The sequence below is a fragment of the Psychrobacillus psychrodurans genome, from assembly GCF_050209195.1.
Taxonomy (GTDB): Bacteria; Bacillota; Bacilli; order Bacillales_A; family Planococcaceae; genus Psychrobacillus; species Psychrobacillus psychrodurans.
Map to the genome: position 1 here is coordinate 1,309,705 of NZ_CP189791.1, position 18,580 is coordinate 1,328,284.

The 18,580-nt window shown below is 37.6% G+C and carries 16 protein-coding genes and 1 other annotated feature; all 16 genes read left to right on the forward strand.

Going from position 1 to position 18,580, the window contains the following annotated elements:
• The first annotated feature begins 9 nt into the window (after positions 1–9).
• The 16 genes from ACQCPR_RS06090 to pyrE all read left to right on the forward strand — a co-directional run bounded on the left by ACQCPR_RS06090 (position 10) and on the right by pyrE (position 18,419).
• A complete protein-coding gene (locus ACQCPR_RS06090; RefSeq protein ID WP_090562793.1) occupies positions 10–273 on the forward strand; it encodes a YggT family protein in 264 nt (87 codons plus the stop codon).
• Positions 274–321: 48 nt separating this feature from the next.
• Positions 322–1,110, forward strand: coding sequence for an RNA-binding protein (locus ACQCPR_RS06095; protein WP_427138504.1), 789 nt, complete (start codon positions 322–324; stop codon positions 1,108–1,110).
• Between the two features lie 97 nt (positions 1,111–1,207).
• Entirely contained in the window at positions 1,208–1,717 is a 510-nt protein-coding gene (locus tag ACQCPR_RS06100) for a DivIVA domain-containing protein (protein ID WP_090562787.1), read from the forward strand.
• A 49-nt stretch (positions 1,718–1,766) separates the two neighbouring features.
• Positions 1,767–1,987 (forward strand) — a binding site (T-box leader).
• A gap of 73 nt (positions 1,988–2,060) precedes the next feature.
• Positions 2,061–4,811 (forward strand): isoleucine--tRNA ligase, encoded by a 2,751-nt coding sequence (gene ileS, locus ACQCPR_RS06105; protein WP_241596035.1) that lies wholly within the window; start codon positions 2,061–2,063, stop codon positions 4,809–4,811.
• Positions 4,812–5,147: 336 nt separating this feature from the next.
• On the forward strand, positions 5,148–5,624 hold the full coding sequence (gene lspA / locus ACQCPR_RS06110) for a signal peptidase II (RefSeq protein ID WP_090562782.1): 477 nt from the start codon (positions 5,148–5,150) through the stop codon (positions 5,622–5,624).
• Positions 5,624–6,550: an RluA family pseudouridine synthase gene (locus ACQCPR_RS06115; protein ID WP_090562778.1), complete on the forward strand. Its 927-nt coding sequence runs from the start codon at positions 5,624–5,626 to the stop codon at positions 6,548–6,550. The genes lspA and ACQCPR_RS06115 overlap by 1 nt, the downstream gene beginning before the upstream one ends.
• 206 nt (positions 6,551–6,756) lie before the next feature.
• A complete protein-coding gene (pyrR, locus tag ACQCPR_RS06120) occupies positions 6,757–7,296 on the forward strand; it encodes a bifunctional pyr operon transcriptional regulator/uracil phosphoribosyltransferase PyrR (RefSeq protein ID WP_090562776.1) in 540 nt (179 codons plus the stop codon).
• A 93-nt stretch (positions 7,297–7,389) separates the two neighbouring features.
• Positions 7,390–8,709 carry a solute carrier family 23 protein gene (locus ACQCPR_RS06125; RefSeq protein WP_427138505.1) on the forward strand — a complete coding sequence of 440 codons (1,320 nt, stop codon included), beginning with the start codon at positions 7,390–7,392 and terminating at the stop codon, positions 8,707–8,709.
• A gap of 242 nt (positions 8,710–8,951) precedes the next feature.
• A complete protein-coding gene (locus ACQCPR_RS06130; protein ID WP_427138506.1) occupies positions 8,952–9,830 on the forward strand; it encodes an aspartate carbamoyltransferase catalytic subunit in 879 nt (292 codons plus the stop codon).
• Position 9,831: 1 nt separating this feature from the next.
• Positions 9,832–11,112 (forward strand): dihydroorotase, encoded by a 1,281-nt coding sequence (locus tag ACQCPR_RS06135; RefSeq protein ID WP_090562768.1) that lies wholly within the window; start codon positions 9,832–9,834, stop codon positions 11,110–11,112.
• Positions 11,109–12,209, forward strand: a complete 1,101-nt coding sequence (carA, locus tag ACQCPR_RS06140) for a glutamine-hydrolyzing carbamoyl-phosphate synthase small subunit (protein ID WP_427138507.1) — start codon at positions 11,109–11,111, stop codon at positions 12,207–12,209. Before ACQCPR_RS06135 ends, carA begins: the two co-directional genes overlap by 4 nt.
• Positions 12,202–15,399 (forward strand): carbamoyl-phosphate synthase large subunit, encoded by a 3,198-nt coding sequence (gene carB / locus ACQCPR_RS06145; RefSeq protein WP_427138508.1) that lies wholly within the window; start codon positions 12,202–12,204, stop codon positions 15,397–15,399. Before carA ends, carB begins: the two co-directional genes overlap by 8 nt.
• The gene (locus ACQCPR_RS06150; protein ID WP_090562758.1) at positions 15,396–16,172 is read left to right on the forward strand and encodes a dihydroorotate dehydrogenase electron transfer subunit; all 777 of its coding nucleotides are present in this window, start codon (positions 15,396–15,398) and stop codon (positions 16,170–16,172) included. Before carB ends, ACQCPR_RS06150 begins: the two co-directional genes overlap by 4 nt.
• Positions 16,169–17,083 (forward strand): dihydroorotate dehydrogenase, encoded by a 915-nt coding sequence (locus ACQCPR_RS06155; RefSeq protein WP_427138509.1) that lies wholly within the window; start codon positions 16,169–16,171, stop codon positions 17,081–17,083. The genes ACQCPR_RS06150 and ACQCPR_RS06155 overlap by 4 nt, the downstream gene beginning before the upstream one ends.
• Positions 17,080–17,790, forward strand: coding sequence for an orotidine-5'-phosphate decarboxylase (gene pyrF / locus ACQCPR_RS06160; protein WP_427138510.1), 711 nt, complete (start codon positions 17,080–17,082; stop codon positions 17,788–17,790). The genes ACQCPR_RS06155 and pyrF overlap by 4 nt, the downstream gene beginning before the upstream one ends.
• A complete protein-coding gene (pyrE, locus tag ACQCPR_RS06165; RefSeq protein ID WP_427138511.1) occupies positions 17,787–18,419 on the forward strand; it encodes an orotate phosphoribosyltransferase in 633 nt (210 codons plus the stop codon). Before pyrF ends, pyrE begins: the two co-directional genes overlap by 4 nt.
• Positions 18,420–18,580: the final 161 nt, after the last annotated feature.

Below are 18,580 nucleotides of genomic sequence, written 5' to 3' on the forward strand. Positions count from 1 at the left end.
ATTTAAATTATGGGATTAGTTTTATCTTTAATAAGTTGGGGTGTTCAAATTTATACGTATGCATTAATAGCGTATATTTTAATGTCATGGGTTCCGAGCATTCAACAATCAGGTTTTGGAAAGTTTTTAGGGAGAATATGTGAGCCATACTTAGAACCATTTAGAAAAATTATTCCTCCATTAGGGATGATTGATATCTCACCAATCGTGGCAATTTTTGTATTAAACCTAGCAATGACGGGCATATATTATATAGCTAATATAGTTGTCTAACCTCACTTTCGTGGGGTTTTTTACTATAGTCGAAAGGGAAATATTAATATGGAAAATGTATTGCAACATTTTAGAAAAGAAGAACAGCCTTTTATAGAACAGGTTGTGAGTATGATGCGGGAAGTTGAGGATCGATATGCTCCTAAGTTGACGGACTTTCTAGACCCAAGGCAGCAATTTATCTTAGACTCGATTCGTAGGCAATATGAAGAGATTGACTCTAGCGCTCAAGGTGCACTAGAGGATGCGGAAAGAAGAAGAGTCTTATTGTTTCCTTCTTATTATACTCCATCTGATAACGATTTCTCTTCGAAAGTAGTGGAAGTTCATTATCCTACTAAATTTGTAACGCTAAAGCACAAGGATGTTCTTGGTTCAATGATGTCACTAGGAATTGATCGTAGTAAATTTGGTGATATACGTGTACAAGATGGAGCCATTCAGTTCGTCGTTGCCTTAGAGGTTTTAGATTACGTTCGAGCTAATTTCACATCTATTGGGAAAGTGAAAGTTCATATAAATGTGATAGAAGATCCAATCGATTATTTTGTTCAACAGGAGGAATGGATAACTGATACTTTAACGGTTAGTTCCCTTAGGTTAGACACAGTGATTGCTTCAGTTTTTAATATTTCGCGTCAAAAATCAGCATCCCTTATTCAAGGTGGTAAGGTCAAAGTGAACTGGTCAGAAAAGGATCAGGTATCTCTTGAGTTACAAGAACTTGATTTACTTTCTATTAGAGGGCATGGAAGAGTAAAATTAATAATGATTGAAGGAAGAACAAAAAAAGATAAATTACGACTTCAAATAGGTAGGTTAGAACTTAAAAACTAATTTTTATAAGAATATTTCAAATTTAGATGTATTCACCTTCTTGGAAATGTATAATGTAAGAAAGAATAGAAGAATAGTAAGTAAAGGAGATGTTAAAATGCCACTAACACCACTTGATATACATAACAAGGAATTTGGTAAAGGATTTAGAGGATACAATGAAGACGAAGTAAATGAATTCCTTGATCAAATTATGAAAGATCTTGAAATATTGATGAAAGAAAAAAAGGAATTAGAAACAAAGCTTAAAACTTCAAGCGAAAAGGTTGGTCATTTTACTTCAATTGAAGAGACATTACATAAGTCAATTGTCGTTGCACAAGAGGCAGCAGAAGAGGTTCGTCGCAATTCACAAAAAGAAGCGAAGCTAATTGTGAAAGAGGCAGAAAAAAATGCTGACCGGATTGTTAACGAAGCATTAACTAAGGCTAGAAGGATTGCATTGGAAATCGAGGATTTGAAAAAACAATCAAAAGTTTTCCGTAATCGTTTTAAAATGTTAGTCGAAGCCCAGCTAGATTTGATCAACACAGATGACTGGAATCATTTAATGGAATATGATGTGGATACAGAAGCAATTGATCGTATATCTGTTACGGAAGATTAACATTTCTTGACTCATAGCCATACTTTACCTATAATAATTTCATATCATATAATATGCGTTGAAAAAGACGTCTAAAATAGATTTCGACAAAGCGACTTGAGGGTGGTGAGAGCTCAGGGGAGAATCTTATTTAGAATATCACTTTGGAGCAAGGGCACTGAACATGTAGTAAGTGTCTTCGGTTAGTGCCCCGTTATGGCATTCTAAGCGGCGATTTTTATACAAATCGCAAGTAGGGTGGTACCGCGAGCATAACTCCTCGTCCCTTTTAGGGATGTGGAGTTTTTTTGTTTTTGCCACTCCTATATAGTACTCATGCTTTTAATAATTAGGAGGTTATAAGATGGAATACAAAGATACGTTATTAATGCCAAAAACTGATTTCCCTATGCGTGGAAATTTACCAGTGAAAGAAGTAGAAATTCAAACTAAATGGGCAGATCAGGATATTTATAAAAAAGTACAGGATCATACAAAAGATCGTCCGTTTTTTGTATTACATGATGGACCACCTTATGCCAATGGCGATCTTCATATGGGTCATGCATTAAATAAAGTATTAAAAGATATGATTGTCCGTCACAAGTCTATGTCAGGCTTCCATGCACCTTACGTTCCAGGCTGGGATACACATGGTCTACCAATCGAGCAAGCACTAACCAACAAAGGTGTAAAACGTAAAGAGATGTCTTTAGCAGAGTTTAGAAAGCTTTGTGAGGAGTATGCATATCAACAAATTGACAATCAACGCTCACAATTCAAACGTTTGGGTGTTCGTGGAGACTGGGATAATCCATATGTTACTTTAACTCCTGCATTTGAATCACGTCAAATCGAAGTATTCGGTGCAATGGCTAAAAAAGGATATATTTATAAAGGGTTAAAGCCTGTTTACTGGTCACCATCAAGTGAATCAGCATTGGCTGAAGCAGAAATTGAATACCAAGATAAAAAATCACCATCTATTTATGTAAGCTTTGAGGTGACTGAAGGTAAAGGAGTTCTGGAAGAAGGAACAAAATTTATCATTTGGACTACAACACCTTGGACAATTCCTGCAAACCTAGCTATTTCCTTGCATCCTAAAGTTGAGTATGCAGTTGTTAATACGAAAGGTTCTAAATTTGTCGTTGCATTAGATTTAGTAAAATCTGTTGCGGAAGAATTAGGCTGGGAAGAATATACAGTAGAACGTACACTGGAAGGTAAGGAAATGGATCGTCTCGTAGCGAAACATCCATTATACGATCGTGATTCTCTTATCATTTTAGGAGAGCATGTAACAACTGAATCAGGGACTGGATGTGTTCATACAGCTCCTGGACACGGGGAAGATGACTTTTACGTTGGAAAAGCTTACGGCTTAGATGTTCTTTGTCCAGTTGATGACCGCGGTGTAATGACTGCTGAAGCACCTGGTTTTGAAGGATTATTTTATGACACAGCTAACAAAGCGATTACTGAAGCTTTAGAGGCTGCAGGTGCGCTTGAGAAACTTACATTTATTACACATTCATATCCGCATGACTGGCGTACAAAAAAACCAGTTATTTATCGTGCTACAGCACAATGGTTTGCTTCTATTGAGGCATTTAGAGATGAATTGTTACAAGCTATTCGAGATACCAAGTTTACTCCTGCATGGGGGGAGACTCGTCTATTTAACATGATTCGTGATCGTGGAGACTGGTGTATTTCTCGTCAGCGTGTATGGGGAGTTCCAATTCCAGTATTTTATGGGGAAGATGGAGAACCGATTCTGACAGAAGAGACTATTTCACATGTTTCTAAACTATTCCGTGAGCACGGTTCAAATATTTGGTTTGAAAAAGAAGCAAAGGAATTACTACCAGAAGGATTTACACATGCTGGAAGTCCGAATGGTATCTTTACTAAAGAAACAGATATTATGGATGTATGGTTCGATTCTGGTTCATCTCATCAAGGTGTTCTAGAAGAACGCGACGATTTAGTATTCCCAGCTGACTTATATCTAGAGGGATCGGATCAATATCGTGGTTGGTTTAACTCTTCGTTAATAACAAGTACGGCTATGTTTGGTCACGCTCCTTACAAAGGTTTGTTAAGCCATGGTTTCACATTGGATGGAAATGGACGTAAAATGAGTAAATCTTTAGGAAACGTAATCGTTCCTTCTAAAGTGATAAATCAGTTAGGCGCAGACATTGTACGTTTGTGGGTAGCTTCTGTAGATTATACAGCAGATGTACGTGTATCAGATGCGATCTTCAAACAGGTATCAGAAGTATATCGTAAAATCCGTAATACATTCAGATTCTTACATGGTAATATTAGTGACTTCCATCCTGTTAATAATCGTGTGGAATTCAAGGATCTTCGTGAAGTGGATCAGTATATGTACATGAAACTTCAAGAAGTAATTACAACAGTAAGAGCTGCATATGATCGCTACGATTTTGCAAGTGTATATCATACGGTGAATAACTTTGTATCAAGTGAGTTAAGTTCATTCTACTTAGATATTGCAAAAGATGTTGTGTATATCTATGGTGAGGACCACTCGGATCGTCGTGCTATGCAAACAGTTATGTATGATACATTATTAGCTTTACTAAAATTAGTAACACCTATTTTGCCTCATACGACAGATGAGCTTTGGGCTTATTTAGAGCATGAAACTGCGGAAAGTGTTCAATTAACGGATATGCCAGAAGCTGTTGATTATCCTGAATTCAAGGATTTAGCAGCTAAGTGGGATAAAATTATGGAATTACGTGATGATATATTAAAAGCACTAGAAGAAGCGCGTAATGCAAAAACAATCGGTAAATCATTAGAAGCTAAAGTAGCTTTATATGTAAATGATGACTATAAAGCACTGTTTGAAACAGATGCCATTGACTTTGCACAATTGTTCATTGTTTCTAAATTTGAATTAGGCGGTGCACCGTCTGAAGCACCAGCAAACAGCTTAGTATTAGAGCATGCTTCTGTTGTGGTAGAAAAAGCAGATGGTGAAAAATGTGAGCGTTGTTGGACAATTTCCGAAACAGTTGGTACAAGTGAAGCACACCCAACTTTATGTGCACGTTGCGCAGAGGTTGTTAAGTAAATAAAACAAAGAAATGTGGTCCAATTATTTGGATCACATTTTTTATAGGAAACAGGATAGAGAGCCCTTAATTTTAAAGGAAAAGCCCTTAAGTGTTTTCGGATAGTCCATAAATCACTTTTAATAATCCATAAATTCAATATAGCCCTTAAATTATCTACTATAGTCCTTAACATCGAGCAAATAGCCCATAAAACGGTTATCCTTTCAACTCTTATGGTACATAATCGATGTTGAAATTGTGACTGCTCTTTTACGTATTGCATGGTTCTGTGTTAAACTAGATGGAGAGTGTTCAATTTTGCTGAAAAGAATTTGTTATGTGGGGGAAATAATGTGTGGAAATTTTATGGACTGGCGGCCTTTGTCATTGCATTAGATCAATGGACAAAATGGCTAGTCGTTAAAAATATGATACTTGGTGAACGAATTATTATGTGGGACCCTTACCTAGCGCTACTTTCTCATAGAAATAGAGGGGCAGCCTGGGGCATTCTAGAAGGAAAAATAGGATTCTTTACCATTGTAACTGTCATCGTCATCATTGGAATTATCTATTATTTTCATAAAGAAGCAAAAGGAAAGCCAATATTTCAAGCTGGTTTGATGATGCTACTTGGAGGAGCAATAGGGAACTTTATTGATCGACTTTGGAGAGGCGAAGTAGTAGACTTCGTCGATGTTTTAATACCTATTATTAATTATGATTTTCCAATCTTTAACGTGGCGGATGCTGCACTAACTATTGGTGTTGTAATTATAATATTATTCGTATTTCAAGAAGAACGAGCTGAAAAGAAAAAGGTGAAGTAATGGAAGATTTAACATTTATTATTGAAAATGAACAAGCAAAAGAGCGCATTGATAAAGCAATTGCATCTTTTGAATCAGATTGGTCACGTACACAAATTCAAAATTTTATAAAAGACGGATTTGTAACAGTAAATAATGAGCCAGCAAAAACGAGCTATAAAGTAAAAGCTGGTGATGTTATTGTGGTTACACCTCCAGATGCTGTTCCACTTGATATTGTTGCCGAGAACTTGAACTTAGAAATCATCTATGAGGATGAAGATGTAGTTGTTGTCTATAAACCTCGTGGAATGGTTGTACATCCTGCACCTGGACATACTACTGGAACACTAGTTAATGGTCTGATGTATCAAATTAAAGATTTGTCAGGTATTAATGGAGTTATGCGTCCTGGAATTGTGCATCGTATTGATAAAGATACGACAGGTCTTTTGATGGTTGCTAAAAATGATGTAGCACATGTCTCGTTAGTGGACCAACTTGTAAAGAAAACAGTTACTCGTAAGTATACAGCACTTGTGCATGGTCGCATTGCTCACGATAAAGGGACGATTGATGCTCCTATTGCTCGTGATAAAAAAGAAAGACAAAGTATGGCGGTAGTAGATAATGGTAAGCACGCTGTTACACATTTTCGTGTTATAGAGAGATTTGATAAATTTTCGTTAGTTGAATGCCAATTGGAAACTGGACGTACACATCAAATCCGTGTTCATATGAAATATATCGGTTATCCACTTGCTGGAGATCCAAAATACGGCCCGAAAAAAACTATTAGTTTTGATGGACAAGTTTTACATGCAGGATTATTAGGTTTTATTCACCCAAAAACGGGAGAATACTTAGAGTTCTCCTACCCACTTCCAGAGGATTTCACTAATTTGATACAAGATTTAAAAAAACAATCATTGATTAATGAGGAATAGTACTCTATACTAGTGAAAGAAATAAGAAAAAATTATATAGCTTCACCTTTAATAACAGTCCAGAGAGGCTGAGAAGGTACTTGTGAACGTGACTCACTATCAATCTGCGGATTTTTAGGAATCACTCTAATTTATTACGCATTTACAACCTTCTGGGCTCTCGAGCTTAGAAGGTTTTTTATTTTGTTCAAAGGAGATGTAAGTTGATGGGAGAAAAAGCGAATATTCTAGATGAGCAAGCGATAAATCGAGCACTCACAAGAATTGCACATGAAATTATTGAACGTAACAAGGGGATTGATGAATGTATTCTAGTGGGCATCAAAACTAGAGGAGCATTTTTAGCTCAGCGTCTAGCGGGTAGAATCGAACGTATTGAGGGCAAACCGATAAAAACAGGAGAGCTTGATATAACGCTATATAGAGATGATCTTTCCTTGAAGAATGATACAGCTGAACCGCTAGTACAACAAGTTGATATAACACATGATGTGAAGGATAAAAAAGTTATTTTGGTTGACGATGTTTTATTTACCGGTAGAACTGTCCGCGCTGCAATGGATGCAGTAATGGATTTAGGAAGACCATCTCAAATTCAGTTAGCAGTTTTAATTGATAGAGGGCATCGCGAGCTACCGATACGAGCAGACTATGTTGGAAAAAATATACCTACCTCTAGCAGTGAGAGAATTGTTGTAAAAGTTACAGAAACAGACGAAGTAGATGCAGTAACCATTTACGAATAAGCAAAGAGAAAGCACCGACAAGCGCTGGAGATAAACAGATATTGAGTAAGAAGCATATACTTCCAAAAATTATTTAAAAGGTAGGTAAAATTCATGTCAAATGCCGTTTTAGATGTAAATGAAAAGCCATCCGGTGGACAGCTCATCACTTTAAGTTTTCAACATATGTTTGCGATGTTCGGATCTACCATATTAGTACCACAGCTAGTAGGTTTAAGCCCTGCGATTGCATTGTTAACAAGCGGGATAGCAACAATTATCTTCTTACTCGTAACTAAATTCCAAGTACCAGCATATTTAGGATCGTCGTTCGCATTTATCGCACCTATTCTTGTGGCAGTAAATGGGTTGAATGAATCGGGAAAAGCTATTAATCCGGGTAATGCCATGATCGGGGCAGTTTTCGTAGGATTAGTTTATGGAATTGTGTCTCTTGTAATTTGGAAAAGTGGTTATAAATGGATCATGAAGCTTTTACCAGCAATTGTCGTAGGTCCTGTCATTATGGTAATTGGTCTCGGATTGTCGAGTACAGCAGTCGATATGGCAATGAATATAACAAATGCAGAATCAGGCTTAAAAGAATATAGCTTCCTGCACTTCTCAGCAGCTTTAGTTACATTGTTTACAGCGATCATCTGTACGGTATACTTCAAAAATATAATTAGTACAATGCCAATCTTAATAGGATTAGTTGTAGGTTATATATATTCCATTATTATCGGGATTGTTGACTTTACCCCAATAAAAGAAGCGAAATTGTTCGCTTCACCAGACTTTTTAGTTCCTGGAGTACATTATGATTTTGTTGTTACTTTAAATATATTACTAGTGATGGTTCCAATCGTTATCGTCACAATCTCAGAGCATATTGGGCATCAGCTCGTGTTAGGGAAAGTTGTAGAAAGAGACTACATAAAAGAACCTGGATTGCATAGGTCATTACTAGGTGATGGTCTAGGAACGTTAGTAAGTGCACTTATCGGTGGGCCACCTAAAACTACTTACGGTGAAAACATTGGAGTGTTAGCAATAACTCGTATATATAGTGTTTATGTTATTTTAGGTGCAGCTGTAGTAGCGATCCTACTTTCATTTTTTGGAAAAGCAATGGCAGTCATTTCTACGATACCAACAGCAGTTTTAGGCGGTGTATCTATCCTACTATTTGGGATAATCGCAGCAAGTGGGTTACGTATGTTAGTGGATGCAAAAGTAGATTTTGGCAATAGTAGAAATCTAGTCATTGCTTCTGTAATTCTAGTAATAGGAATCGGTGGGGCAAAATTCATTGTCACAGAGGCTCTTAGTATTGAAGGTATGGCTTTAGCGGCAATTATCGGGGTTATACTAAATCTGATCCTACCAGGTAGAAAACAAGCAGAAAGTACAGATTTACATCAAACTAAATAATAGACCTTTTAAGAAGTTGAACAGTGAGTCAGCAAAAGGTTCGGATAGCAAGTTGGGACAGGTAGCATGATCCCACTACTTGTCTATGCAAAAACGAACCTTCTCGAAACTTTTTCGAGGAGGTTTTAACATTTACTAAACAAGCCTCCGGTGGATGTCACAGACTTTATCGAGCTTTTCGAAAAAAATCTGGACGCAAATTCACCAAGGAGAATTGGATTTAAACAGAAAGGTGGATATTCATGGAGAATTTAGTATCAATGAAAGACTTATCAGCAGATCAAATACATCAGATATTAAAACAAACACAGGCGTTTCGTGATGGTATCACCTCAACTCTGAAAAATAAATACATGGTATCAAACCTGTTTTTTGAACCTAGCACTAGAACTAAAATGAGCTTTGAAATGGCTGAAAGAAAATTGAATTTAGAAATCCTTCCTTTTGATGCTGGATTCTCTAGTACGTTAAAAGGTGAAACACTTTATGACACAGTAAAAGTTTTAGAATCCATTGGGCTAGATGTATTAATAATTAGGCATGAACAAAATAATTATTTTGAAGAATTAGTTGGAAAAGTTAAACCTGCGATTATCAACGGGGGAGACGGTACAGGAAATCATCCAACGCAAAGTCTTTTAGATATTTATACAATTTGGCAAGAGTTTGGCACTTTACAAGATAAAGTAATCACGATTGTAGGAGATATCAACCATAGTCGTGTTGCTAGGTCTAATGCAGATGCACTTGCAAAATTAGGCGCACAAGTTAGATTTGTATGCCCGCCAGAGTGGCAGGGAGAGTTCGAAGCGTTTAATGAATTCGATGATGTAATAGAAGATAGTGATGTTCTCATGATGCTCCGTGTTCAACATGAGAGACATGATGGGAAGACAACATTTTCTAAAGAGCAATATCATCATTTATATGGTCTGACAATAGAACGTGAACGGAAAATGAAAAAAACTGGAATTATCTTACATCCAGCACCATTCAATAGAGGCGTGGAAATAGCTAGTGAGTTAGTAGAATGTGATCGGTCAAGGATATTTAAGCAAATGGAAAATGGTGTTTATGTTCGCATGGCTGTCATTGAAATGATTTTGAAAGGGAGAGAATAACATGACAAAAATTATTCAAAACGTTCAAATAGTTAACAATGAAGGAAATCTAGAAACAACTGCTATTTTAGTTCAAGATGGAAGAATTGAAGCAATCGGAGCGAGTATCACATCAAATGGTGCACAACTAATAGATGGTAAGGGACAATTACTTTCACCTGGCTTTATTGATGTACATGTTCATTTACGTGAACCAGGGGGAGAGCATAAAGAAACGATTGAAACAGGAACGAAAGCAGCAGCAAAAGGTGGTTATACAACCATTTGCGCTATGCCAAATACAAGACCCGTACCTGACAGTGCAGAAAATTTCTCACATGTATTAGATTTAGTAGAGAAAAATGCACTTGTACGCGTATTACCGTATGGTTCCATAACAATTCGACAAGCGGGCAAAGAAAGAACAGATATCGAAGCTTTAAAAAATCTTGGAGCTTTTGCTTTAACAGATGATGGTGTTGGTGTACAGGAAGCTGGAACAATGCTAGAAGCAATGGAGGAAGCAGCAAAATTCAATATCCCGATTGTCGCTCACTGTGAAGATAACACGCTTATCTACGGTGGCGTGATGCATAAAGGGAAACGCAGCGAAGAACTTGGTTTAAAAGGTATACCTTCTGTTTCTGAATCAGTACATATAGCGCGAGACATTTTACTCGCAGAAGCAGCAGGTGCTCACTATCATGTATGTCATGTGAGTACGAAAGAATCAGTTCGAGTGATTAGAGACGCTAAAAAAGCTGGTATTCAGGTTACAGCAGAAGTAAGCCCGCATCATTTATTACTATGTGAGGACGATATTCCATCAAATGACGCAGCATGGAAGATGAACCCTCCACTTAGAGCGAAAGAAGATATGATGGCACTGCGTGAAGGACTGGTAGATGGAACCTTAGATTTTATCGCAACAGATCATGCTCCTCATACTGAGGAAGAAAAGTCATTTGGATTTGAGAAAGCTCCTTTCGGAATTGTCGGTTTAGAAACAGCATTCCCATTATTATATACTCACTTTGTTAAAACAGGTGATTGGACACTCAAGCAGCTATTGGAATACCTAACTATCAAACCAGCACAAGTATTTGGATTTGAGTTTGGAAAGCTTGAAGTAGGTGCTCCAGCCGATTTAGTTTTATTGGATTTAGAAAAAGAACAAGAGATTGTTAAAGAAGCTTTTGTATCCAAAGGAAAGAATACACCGTTTAACGGATGGGCCTGCAATGGTTGGCCACAACTTACAATGTATAACGGAGAAATCGTATGGCAGGAGGAACAAGCATGAAAACAAGATACTTAATATTAGAAGACGGTACGGTATTTAAGGGAAATGCATTTGGAAGTGATGCAGGAACAATTGGTGAAGTAATTTTTACAACTGCAATGACAGGCTATCAGGAATCCATTTCAGATCCTTCTAACTGTGGGCAAATATTAACGTTTACGTATCCTATGGTTGGTAACTATGGTATAAATCCAGATGATTTTGAAGCTATAGAAATAGGACTTTCTGGAGTTGTTATTAGAGAGCTTGCTGAACAACCATCGAACTTCAGAAATACTGCTACTATAAGTGAATTTTTAAATGCTAAAAACGTTCCCGGAATTGAAGGAATTGATACAAGAAAGCTAACACGTATTATTCGTATGCACGGTTCATTAAAAGGAAGACTTACCAATGCAGACGAAGAGGTGAATGTGGAACAAATAGTACAAGAACTTCAAGCAACTGAACTTCCTAAAAATTTAGTAGAACAAGTTTCAATAACTCGACCATACCCAAGTCCTGGACGTGGAAAAAGAGTGGTACTGGTGGACTTTGGTATGAAACATGGCATATTAAGAGAACTAAACAAACGTGATTGCGATATTATTGTAGTCCCATATAACACTTCAGCAACTGAAATTCTAGGTATGTACCCGGATGGTGTCATGCTATCTAATGGACCTGGAGATCCAACTGATATTCCAGAAGCAATTGAAATGGTAAAAGGAATTATCGGAAAAGTACCGATTTTCGGAGTATGTCTCGGACATCAACTTATTTCACTGGCAAGTGGTGCTAAATCCTTCAAATTGAAATTTGGTCATCGCGGAGGAAATCACCCAGTAAAAGATATAAGAACTGGTAGAACAGAGTTAACTTCGCAAAACCATGGTTATGCAATTGATGCAGATTCCATTGCACAAACTGATTTGGAAATTACACATATAGCTTTAAATGACGGCACAGTAGAAGGGGTAAGACATACTAAGTTCCCGGTATTTTGTGTTCAGTTCCACCCAGAAGGATCATCAGGACCAGAAGATTCAAAACATCTATTTGACGAGTTTATCAAATTAATGAATACAGAAAGCAAAAAGGAGAATTCACATGCCTAAACGTAAAGATATAAAAACAATACTAGTAATAGGTTCCGGTCCAATTGTTATCGGTCAAGCAGCTGAATTCGACTACGCAGGTACACAAGCTTGTATTTCACTTAGAGAAGAAGGCTATAGTGTTATTCTTGTGAATTCCAACCCTGCAACTATTATGACGGATACAGAAATCGCAGATAAAGTTTATATTGAACCTCTTACATTACCATTTGTTAGTAAAATCATTCGTAAAGAGCGTCCTGATGCAATATTACCTACACTTGGTGGGCAAACTGGTTTGAATATGGCAATTGAACTCGATGAATCTGGAATTTTAGATGAACTAGGAATCGAGATACTAGGTACAAAACTAGAGGCGATTCATAAAGCAGAAGACCGAGATCTATTCCGTTCATTGATGAATGAATTAAATGAACCAGTTCCAGATAGTGATATTATCCATAATCTTGAAGAAGCGAAAGTATTCGTCGAGCGAATTGGTTACCCAGTTATCGTTCGTCCAGCATTTACAATGGGTGGTACAGGCGGAGGTATTTGTTACAATGACGCCGATTTAGCTGAAATTGTGACAAGTGGTTTAAAATACAGCCCTGTAACTCAATGTTTACTTGAAAAATCGATTGCTGGATATAAAGAGATAGAGTACGAGGTAATGCGTGATTCTGCCGATAACGCCATTGTCGTATGCAATATGGAAAACTTCGATGCTGTTGGAATTCATACAGGGGATTCAATCGTAGTTGCTCCAACACAAACATTGTCTGACCGTGAAAACCAAATGCTTCGAAATGTATCTCTTAAAATAATTCGTGCACTTAAAATTGAAGGTGGATGTAATGTTCAATTAGCACTTGATCCGCATAGCTTCAATTATTATATTATCGAAGTTAACCCAAGAGTTAGCCGTTCTTCTGCACTGGCTTCAAAAGCAACTGGTTATCCAATCGCAAAACTTGCAGCTAAAATCGCAGTAGGTCTTACACTGGATGAGATGATGAATCCAGTTACTCAAAAAACATACGCTTGCTTCGAGCCTGCATTGGATTATATTGTAGCGAAAATTCCAAGATGGCCATTCGATAAATTCGAATCGGCTAAACGTAATCTTGGAACACAAATGAAAGCTACTGGGGAAGTAATGTCCCTAGGACGCACATTTGAGGAAGCAATACTTAAGTCAATTCGTTCACTAGAAACGGGTCATTTCCATATCGAAATGAAAAATAGCGAATCCATAACAGATGCCTGGATGGAAAAACGTATTCGTCGTGCAGGAGATGAGAGATTATTCTTCATAGGAGAAGCACTTCGCCGTGGAGTAACTGTTGAAACTATTCATGAATGGAGCCAAATTGATCTATTTTTCCTAAACAAACTTCAAAATATCGTGAAATATGAAGAAATTATTCAAAAAAATCCGTTCAACCAAGACGTACTTTATAAAGCAAAACGCATGGGCTTTGCAGATAAAACTATTGCGAAATATTGGAATGTGACTGAATTAGAAGTATATAACTTTAAAAAAGAAAATGGAATTGTACCAGTATACAAAATGGTCGATACGTGTGCAGGGGAGTTTGAGTCAGAAACACCATACTTCTACGGAACATACGAAGAGGAAAATGAATCCATTCGTTCAGAAAAGGAAAGCGTAATTGTACTAGGGTCAGGTCCGATTCGTATCGGTCAAGGTGTTGAGTTTGACTATGCTACTGTACATTCTGTCTGGGCTATTAAAGAAGCAGGTTACGAGGCAATTATTATAAATAATAACCCTGAAACAGTTTCAACTGACTTCTCCATCTCAGATAAGTTATATTTTGAACCACTAACATTAGAAGATGTCATGCATATCGTTGACTTAGAGCAGCCGAAAGGTGTAGTTGTACAATTCGGGGGACAAACAGCGATTAACTTAGCTGCTGGGCTTGAAGAAAGAGGAGTTAAAATTCTAGGTACAACGTTAGAAGACATTGACCGTGCTGAGAACCGCAACAAGTTTGAAGCGGCTCTACATGAAATAGAAATTCCTCAGCCACTAGGTAAAACTGCAGTCTCTGTAGAAGAAGCTACAAGCATTGCCAATGAGATAGGGTACCCTGTATTAGTCAGACCTTCTTATGTACTTGGTGGTCGTGCAATGCAAATTGTATATAGCGAAGATGAGATCAAACATTATATGGAGCACGCAGTGGAAGCAAGCCCTGAAAAACCAGTATTAATAGACCGTTACTTAACTGGAACAGAAATTGAAGTAGATGCAATTTGTGACGGAGAAAATGTATTAATACCAGGAATTATGGAACATATTGAACGTGCAGGAGTTCACTCTGGTGACTCAATTGCTGTGTATCCGCCACAAAAACTTTCTCAACAACAGATTGATACACTGGTAGATTACACAACAAGACTTGCTAAAGGTTTGAAAATTGTTGGATTGATGAATATTCAATATGTCATTTCTAAGGATGAGGTTTACGTAATTGAAGTAAATCCACGTTCAAGTAGAACAGTACCATTCTTGAGTAAAATCACATCTATCCCAATGGCAAATATTGCTACAAAAGCAATCTTAGGTCAAACGATTATCGATCAAGGATATTCACCGGGACTTGCCCCAAATAGCCCTGGAGTGTATGTCAAAGTTCCAGTATTCAGTTTTGCAAAACTTCGTCGTGTAGATATTACGCTTGGACCTGAAATGAAATCTACTGGAGAGGTTATGGGGAAAGATATTACACTTGAAAAAGCGTTATATAAAGGATTAGCAGCAGCTAGTATGGAAATCAAAGACCACGGCACGGTACTAATGACTATATCGGATAAAGATAAAGAAGAGGGTACAGAAATTGCGAAAAGATTTTATGCAATAGGGTTCCGCATTATGGCAACACAAGGCACTGCAAAAGCAATAAAAAATGCAGGAATTCCAGTAGATATTGTAGATAAAATCGGTTCAAAAGGAACTACATTATTAGATGTAATTCAAAAAGGGGAAGCGCAATTTATCATTAACACTTTGACAAAAGGCATGCAGCCTGAACGTGATGGATTCCGTATTCGTAGAGAGTCTGTAGAAAATGGTATTCCTTGTTTAACTTCATTAGATACTGCAGAAGCGATGCTACGTGTTATTGAATCGATGACATTCTCTACGGAGACTATGAAACATCAGGAGGCTAAAGCATGATTAGACAGGAGCAAATGGAAGTCGTACACCAAAGATCCATTGCGACGAACATTTTTGAACTCACATTGACTGGACCTCTTGTACTGGATATGAAACAACCAGGTCAATTTGTCCATCTACGAGTGTCTGATCAAATGGAACCTTTGCTAAGAAGACCAATAAGTATTTCAACTATAAATAAAGAAACATTAGAATTTACGATGATTTACCGAGCAGATGGAAGAGGAACTTCACTTCTATCTGAAAAAAAACAAGGGGACCAAGTCGATGTACTTGGACCTCTTGGAAATGGTTTTCCAATTGATAAAATAGAAGCTGGTCAAAAGGCTTTACTGGTAGGTGGCGGTATTGGTGTTCCACCTTTGTATGAATTATCCAAAAGACTTGTGGAAAAAGGTGTACAACCTATCCATGTGTTAGGGTTTCAATCGGAATCCGTTGTTTTTTATGAAAAGCAATTTATTGAACTTGGAGATACCCATATCGTAACCGCGGATGGTAGTTATGGCTCTGCAGGATTTGTAACAAATGTATTAGAAACACTAAAAGATGATTTTGCGGTTTACTATAGCTGTGGTCCCACACCGATGCTTGCAGCATTAGAAAAAATGTACCCAGAAAAAGAAGGGTACTTATCTTTTGAACAACGAATGGGTTGTGGAATTGGTGCATGCTTTGCATGTGTTTGTGATACAACTGAGAAAATAGATGCTGATTATGTGAAGGTTTGTTCAGATGGTCCAGTGTTCCCGTCAGGAGTGGTTCAAGTATGAATAGATTAGCTACCCAATTACCAGGTCTTTCTTTGAAAAACCCAATCATGCCGGCATCTGGTTGTTTTGGGTTTGGAAAGGAATATGCAAAATTATACGATTTGTCTAAGTTAGGTGCCATTATGATTAAGGCAACAACACCAGAAACGAGATTAGGTAATCCAACACCACGCGTGGCAGAAACCCCAGCTGGAATGTTAAATGCAATTGGTCTACAAAACCCAGGATTAACTAAAGTGATGGAAAATGAACTCACATGGCTTGAACAATACGAAGTACCAATTATTGCAAATGTAGCTGGCTATACAACTGAAGATTATGTCACTGTTGCAGAAGCGATTTCAAAGGCGCCAAATGTGCACGCACTTGAACTAAATATCTCTTGTCCAAATGTCAAACAAGGTGGTATTACATTTGGAACAGACCCCCTTATTGCAGAAGAGTTAACGAAGGCGGTAAAAGCAGTATCATCTGTTCCTGTATACGTGAAGCTATCTCCAAATGTAACTGATATTGGAGAGATTGCAAAAGCGGTAGAAGCAGGTGGAGCTGATGGTATTACAATGATTAATACATTACTTGGCATGCGCTTAGACACTATAACTGGTCGTCCAGTAATTGCAAACGTAACAGGTGGATTATCAGGTCCGGCTATTAAGCCAGTGGCACTTCGTATGATTTATGATGTAGCGAAACGAGTGTCTATTCCTATTATCGGAATGGGTGGAATTACAACAATTGATGATGTGATTGACTTCTTATCTGTTGGTGCGAGCGCGGTAGCAGTAGGGACAGCAAATTTTGTAGATCCATTTGTTTGTCCAATGTTAATCGAACAGCTTCCAGCTAAATTAGATGAACTAGGTTATGAGACAGTAAATGATTTAGTGGGAAGGAGTCAACGACTATGAAAAATAGCCCTATTATCGCATTAGACTTTGCAAATGCAAGTGATGCATATCAATTTCTAACACCCTTTGATCAATCGTTATTTGTAAAAGTAGGTATGGAGCTTTATTTGCAAGAGGGACCTTCCATTGTTTATCGTCTGAAAGAAATGGGTCATGATGTCTTTCTTGATCTGAAATTACATGATATTCCACATACAGTTGGCCAAGCTATGAAAGGACTAGCTCGTTTAGGTGCAGATTTAGTCAATGTGCATGCAGCTGGGGGAGCGGCTATGATGATTGCTGCACGTGAAGGATTAGAGGCTGGTACCACAACTGGCAGCAAAAGACCCTCAATTATTGCTGTAACTCAGCTAACTTCAACGTCTGAACCTCAAATGCAACAGGAACAACTGATTAAAACGACGATTGATGCATCGGTTGTTCATTATGCGGAGCTAGCTAAAACAGCAGTGCTAGATGGAGTCGTTTGCTCTGTTTTGGAAGCAAGGAAAATTAAAGCTGCATGTGGTCATGAATTTTTAAGAGTTACTCCAGGTATTCGTTTAGAAGAAGGTGAAGCTCACGATCAGGTCCGCGTAGCAACTCCTACAAATGCACGAATCCTTGGCTCCTCTCATATTGTCGTAGGACGAGCGATTACAAAAGCGAAAAACCCAGTACAAGTATATGAAACTATTTTGAAAATGTGGGAGGAAAATGCATGAGCTTAGAAAACAAAATTGCCAAGGCACTTCTTAATGTTGGTGCAGTTGCATTAAAACCTAACGACCAGTTCACATGGGCTTCTGGTATCAAATCTCCAATCTACTGTGATAACAGAATTACAATGTCTTCGCCTACTATTAGAAAAGAAATTGCACAAGGATTAGTAGAAGCAATCGAGAAAAACTTCCCAGGAACAGAAGCAGTAGCAGGTACGGCAACTGCAGGTATTCCACATGCTGCATGGGTAAGTGATTTAATGGAGCTGCCGATGATGTATGTCCGGTCAAAAGCAAAAGAACATGGCCGTGGCAATCAAATTGAAGGTAAAGTAATCGCAGGGCAAAAAGTAGTAGTGATAGAAGACTTAATCTCCACAGGTGGAAGCAGTCTAGTTGCAGTTGAAGCTCTTCAAAAAGAGGGTATAGAAGTACTAGGTGTAGTTAGTATATTTACTTATGGACTACCTAAAGCTGAACAAGTATTTAAAGAAGCAGGTATATCTTTTGTCAGCTTAACACACTATGATGCGTTAACATCTGCTGCAAAAGAAGCAGGAATAATTGGAGAAGAGGATATTCCAATGCTTTCTAAATGGCATAATGATTTAAAACAAGGCTTGTTGAAATAACTTATAGTAAAACGATCTCCCTAACAAAAGGAGATCGTTTTCTTATAGAGAAACGTATACCTGGACACACGATTAAAATAGGTACCGAGATTAATTTATTTATTTCCATATGTGCTATTTGCTTTGGTATTTGTTATATTATGAGTTAGCGATATTGGATT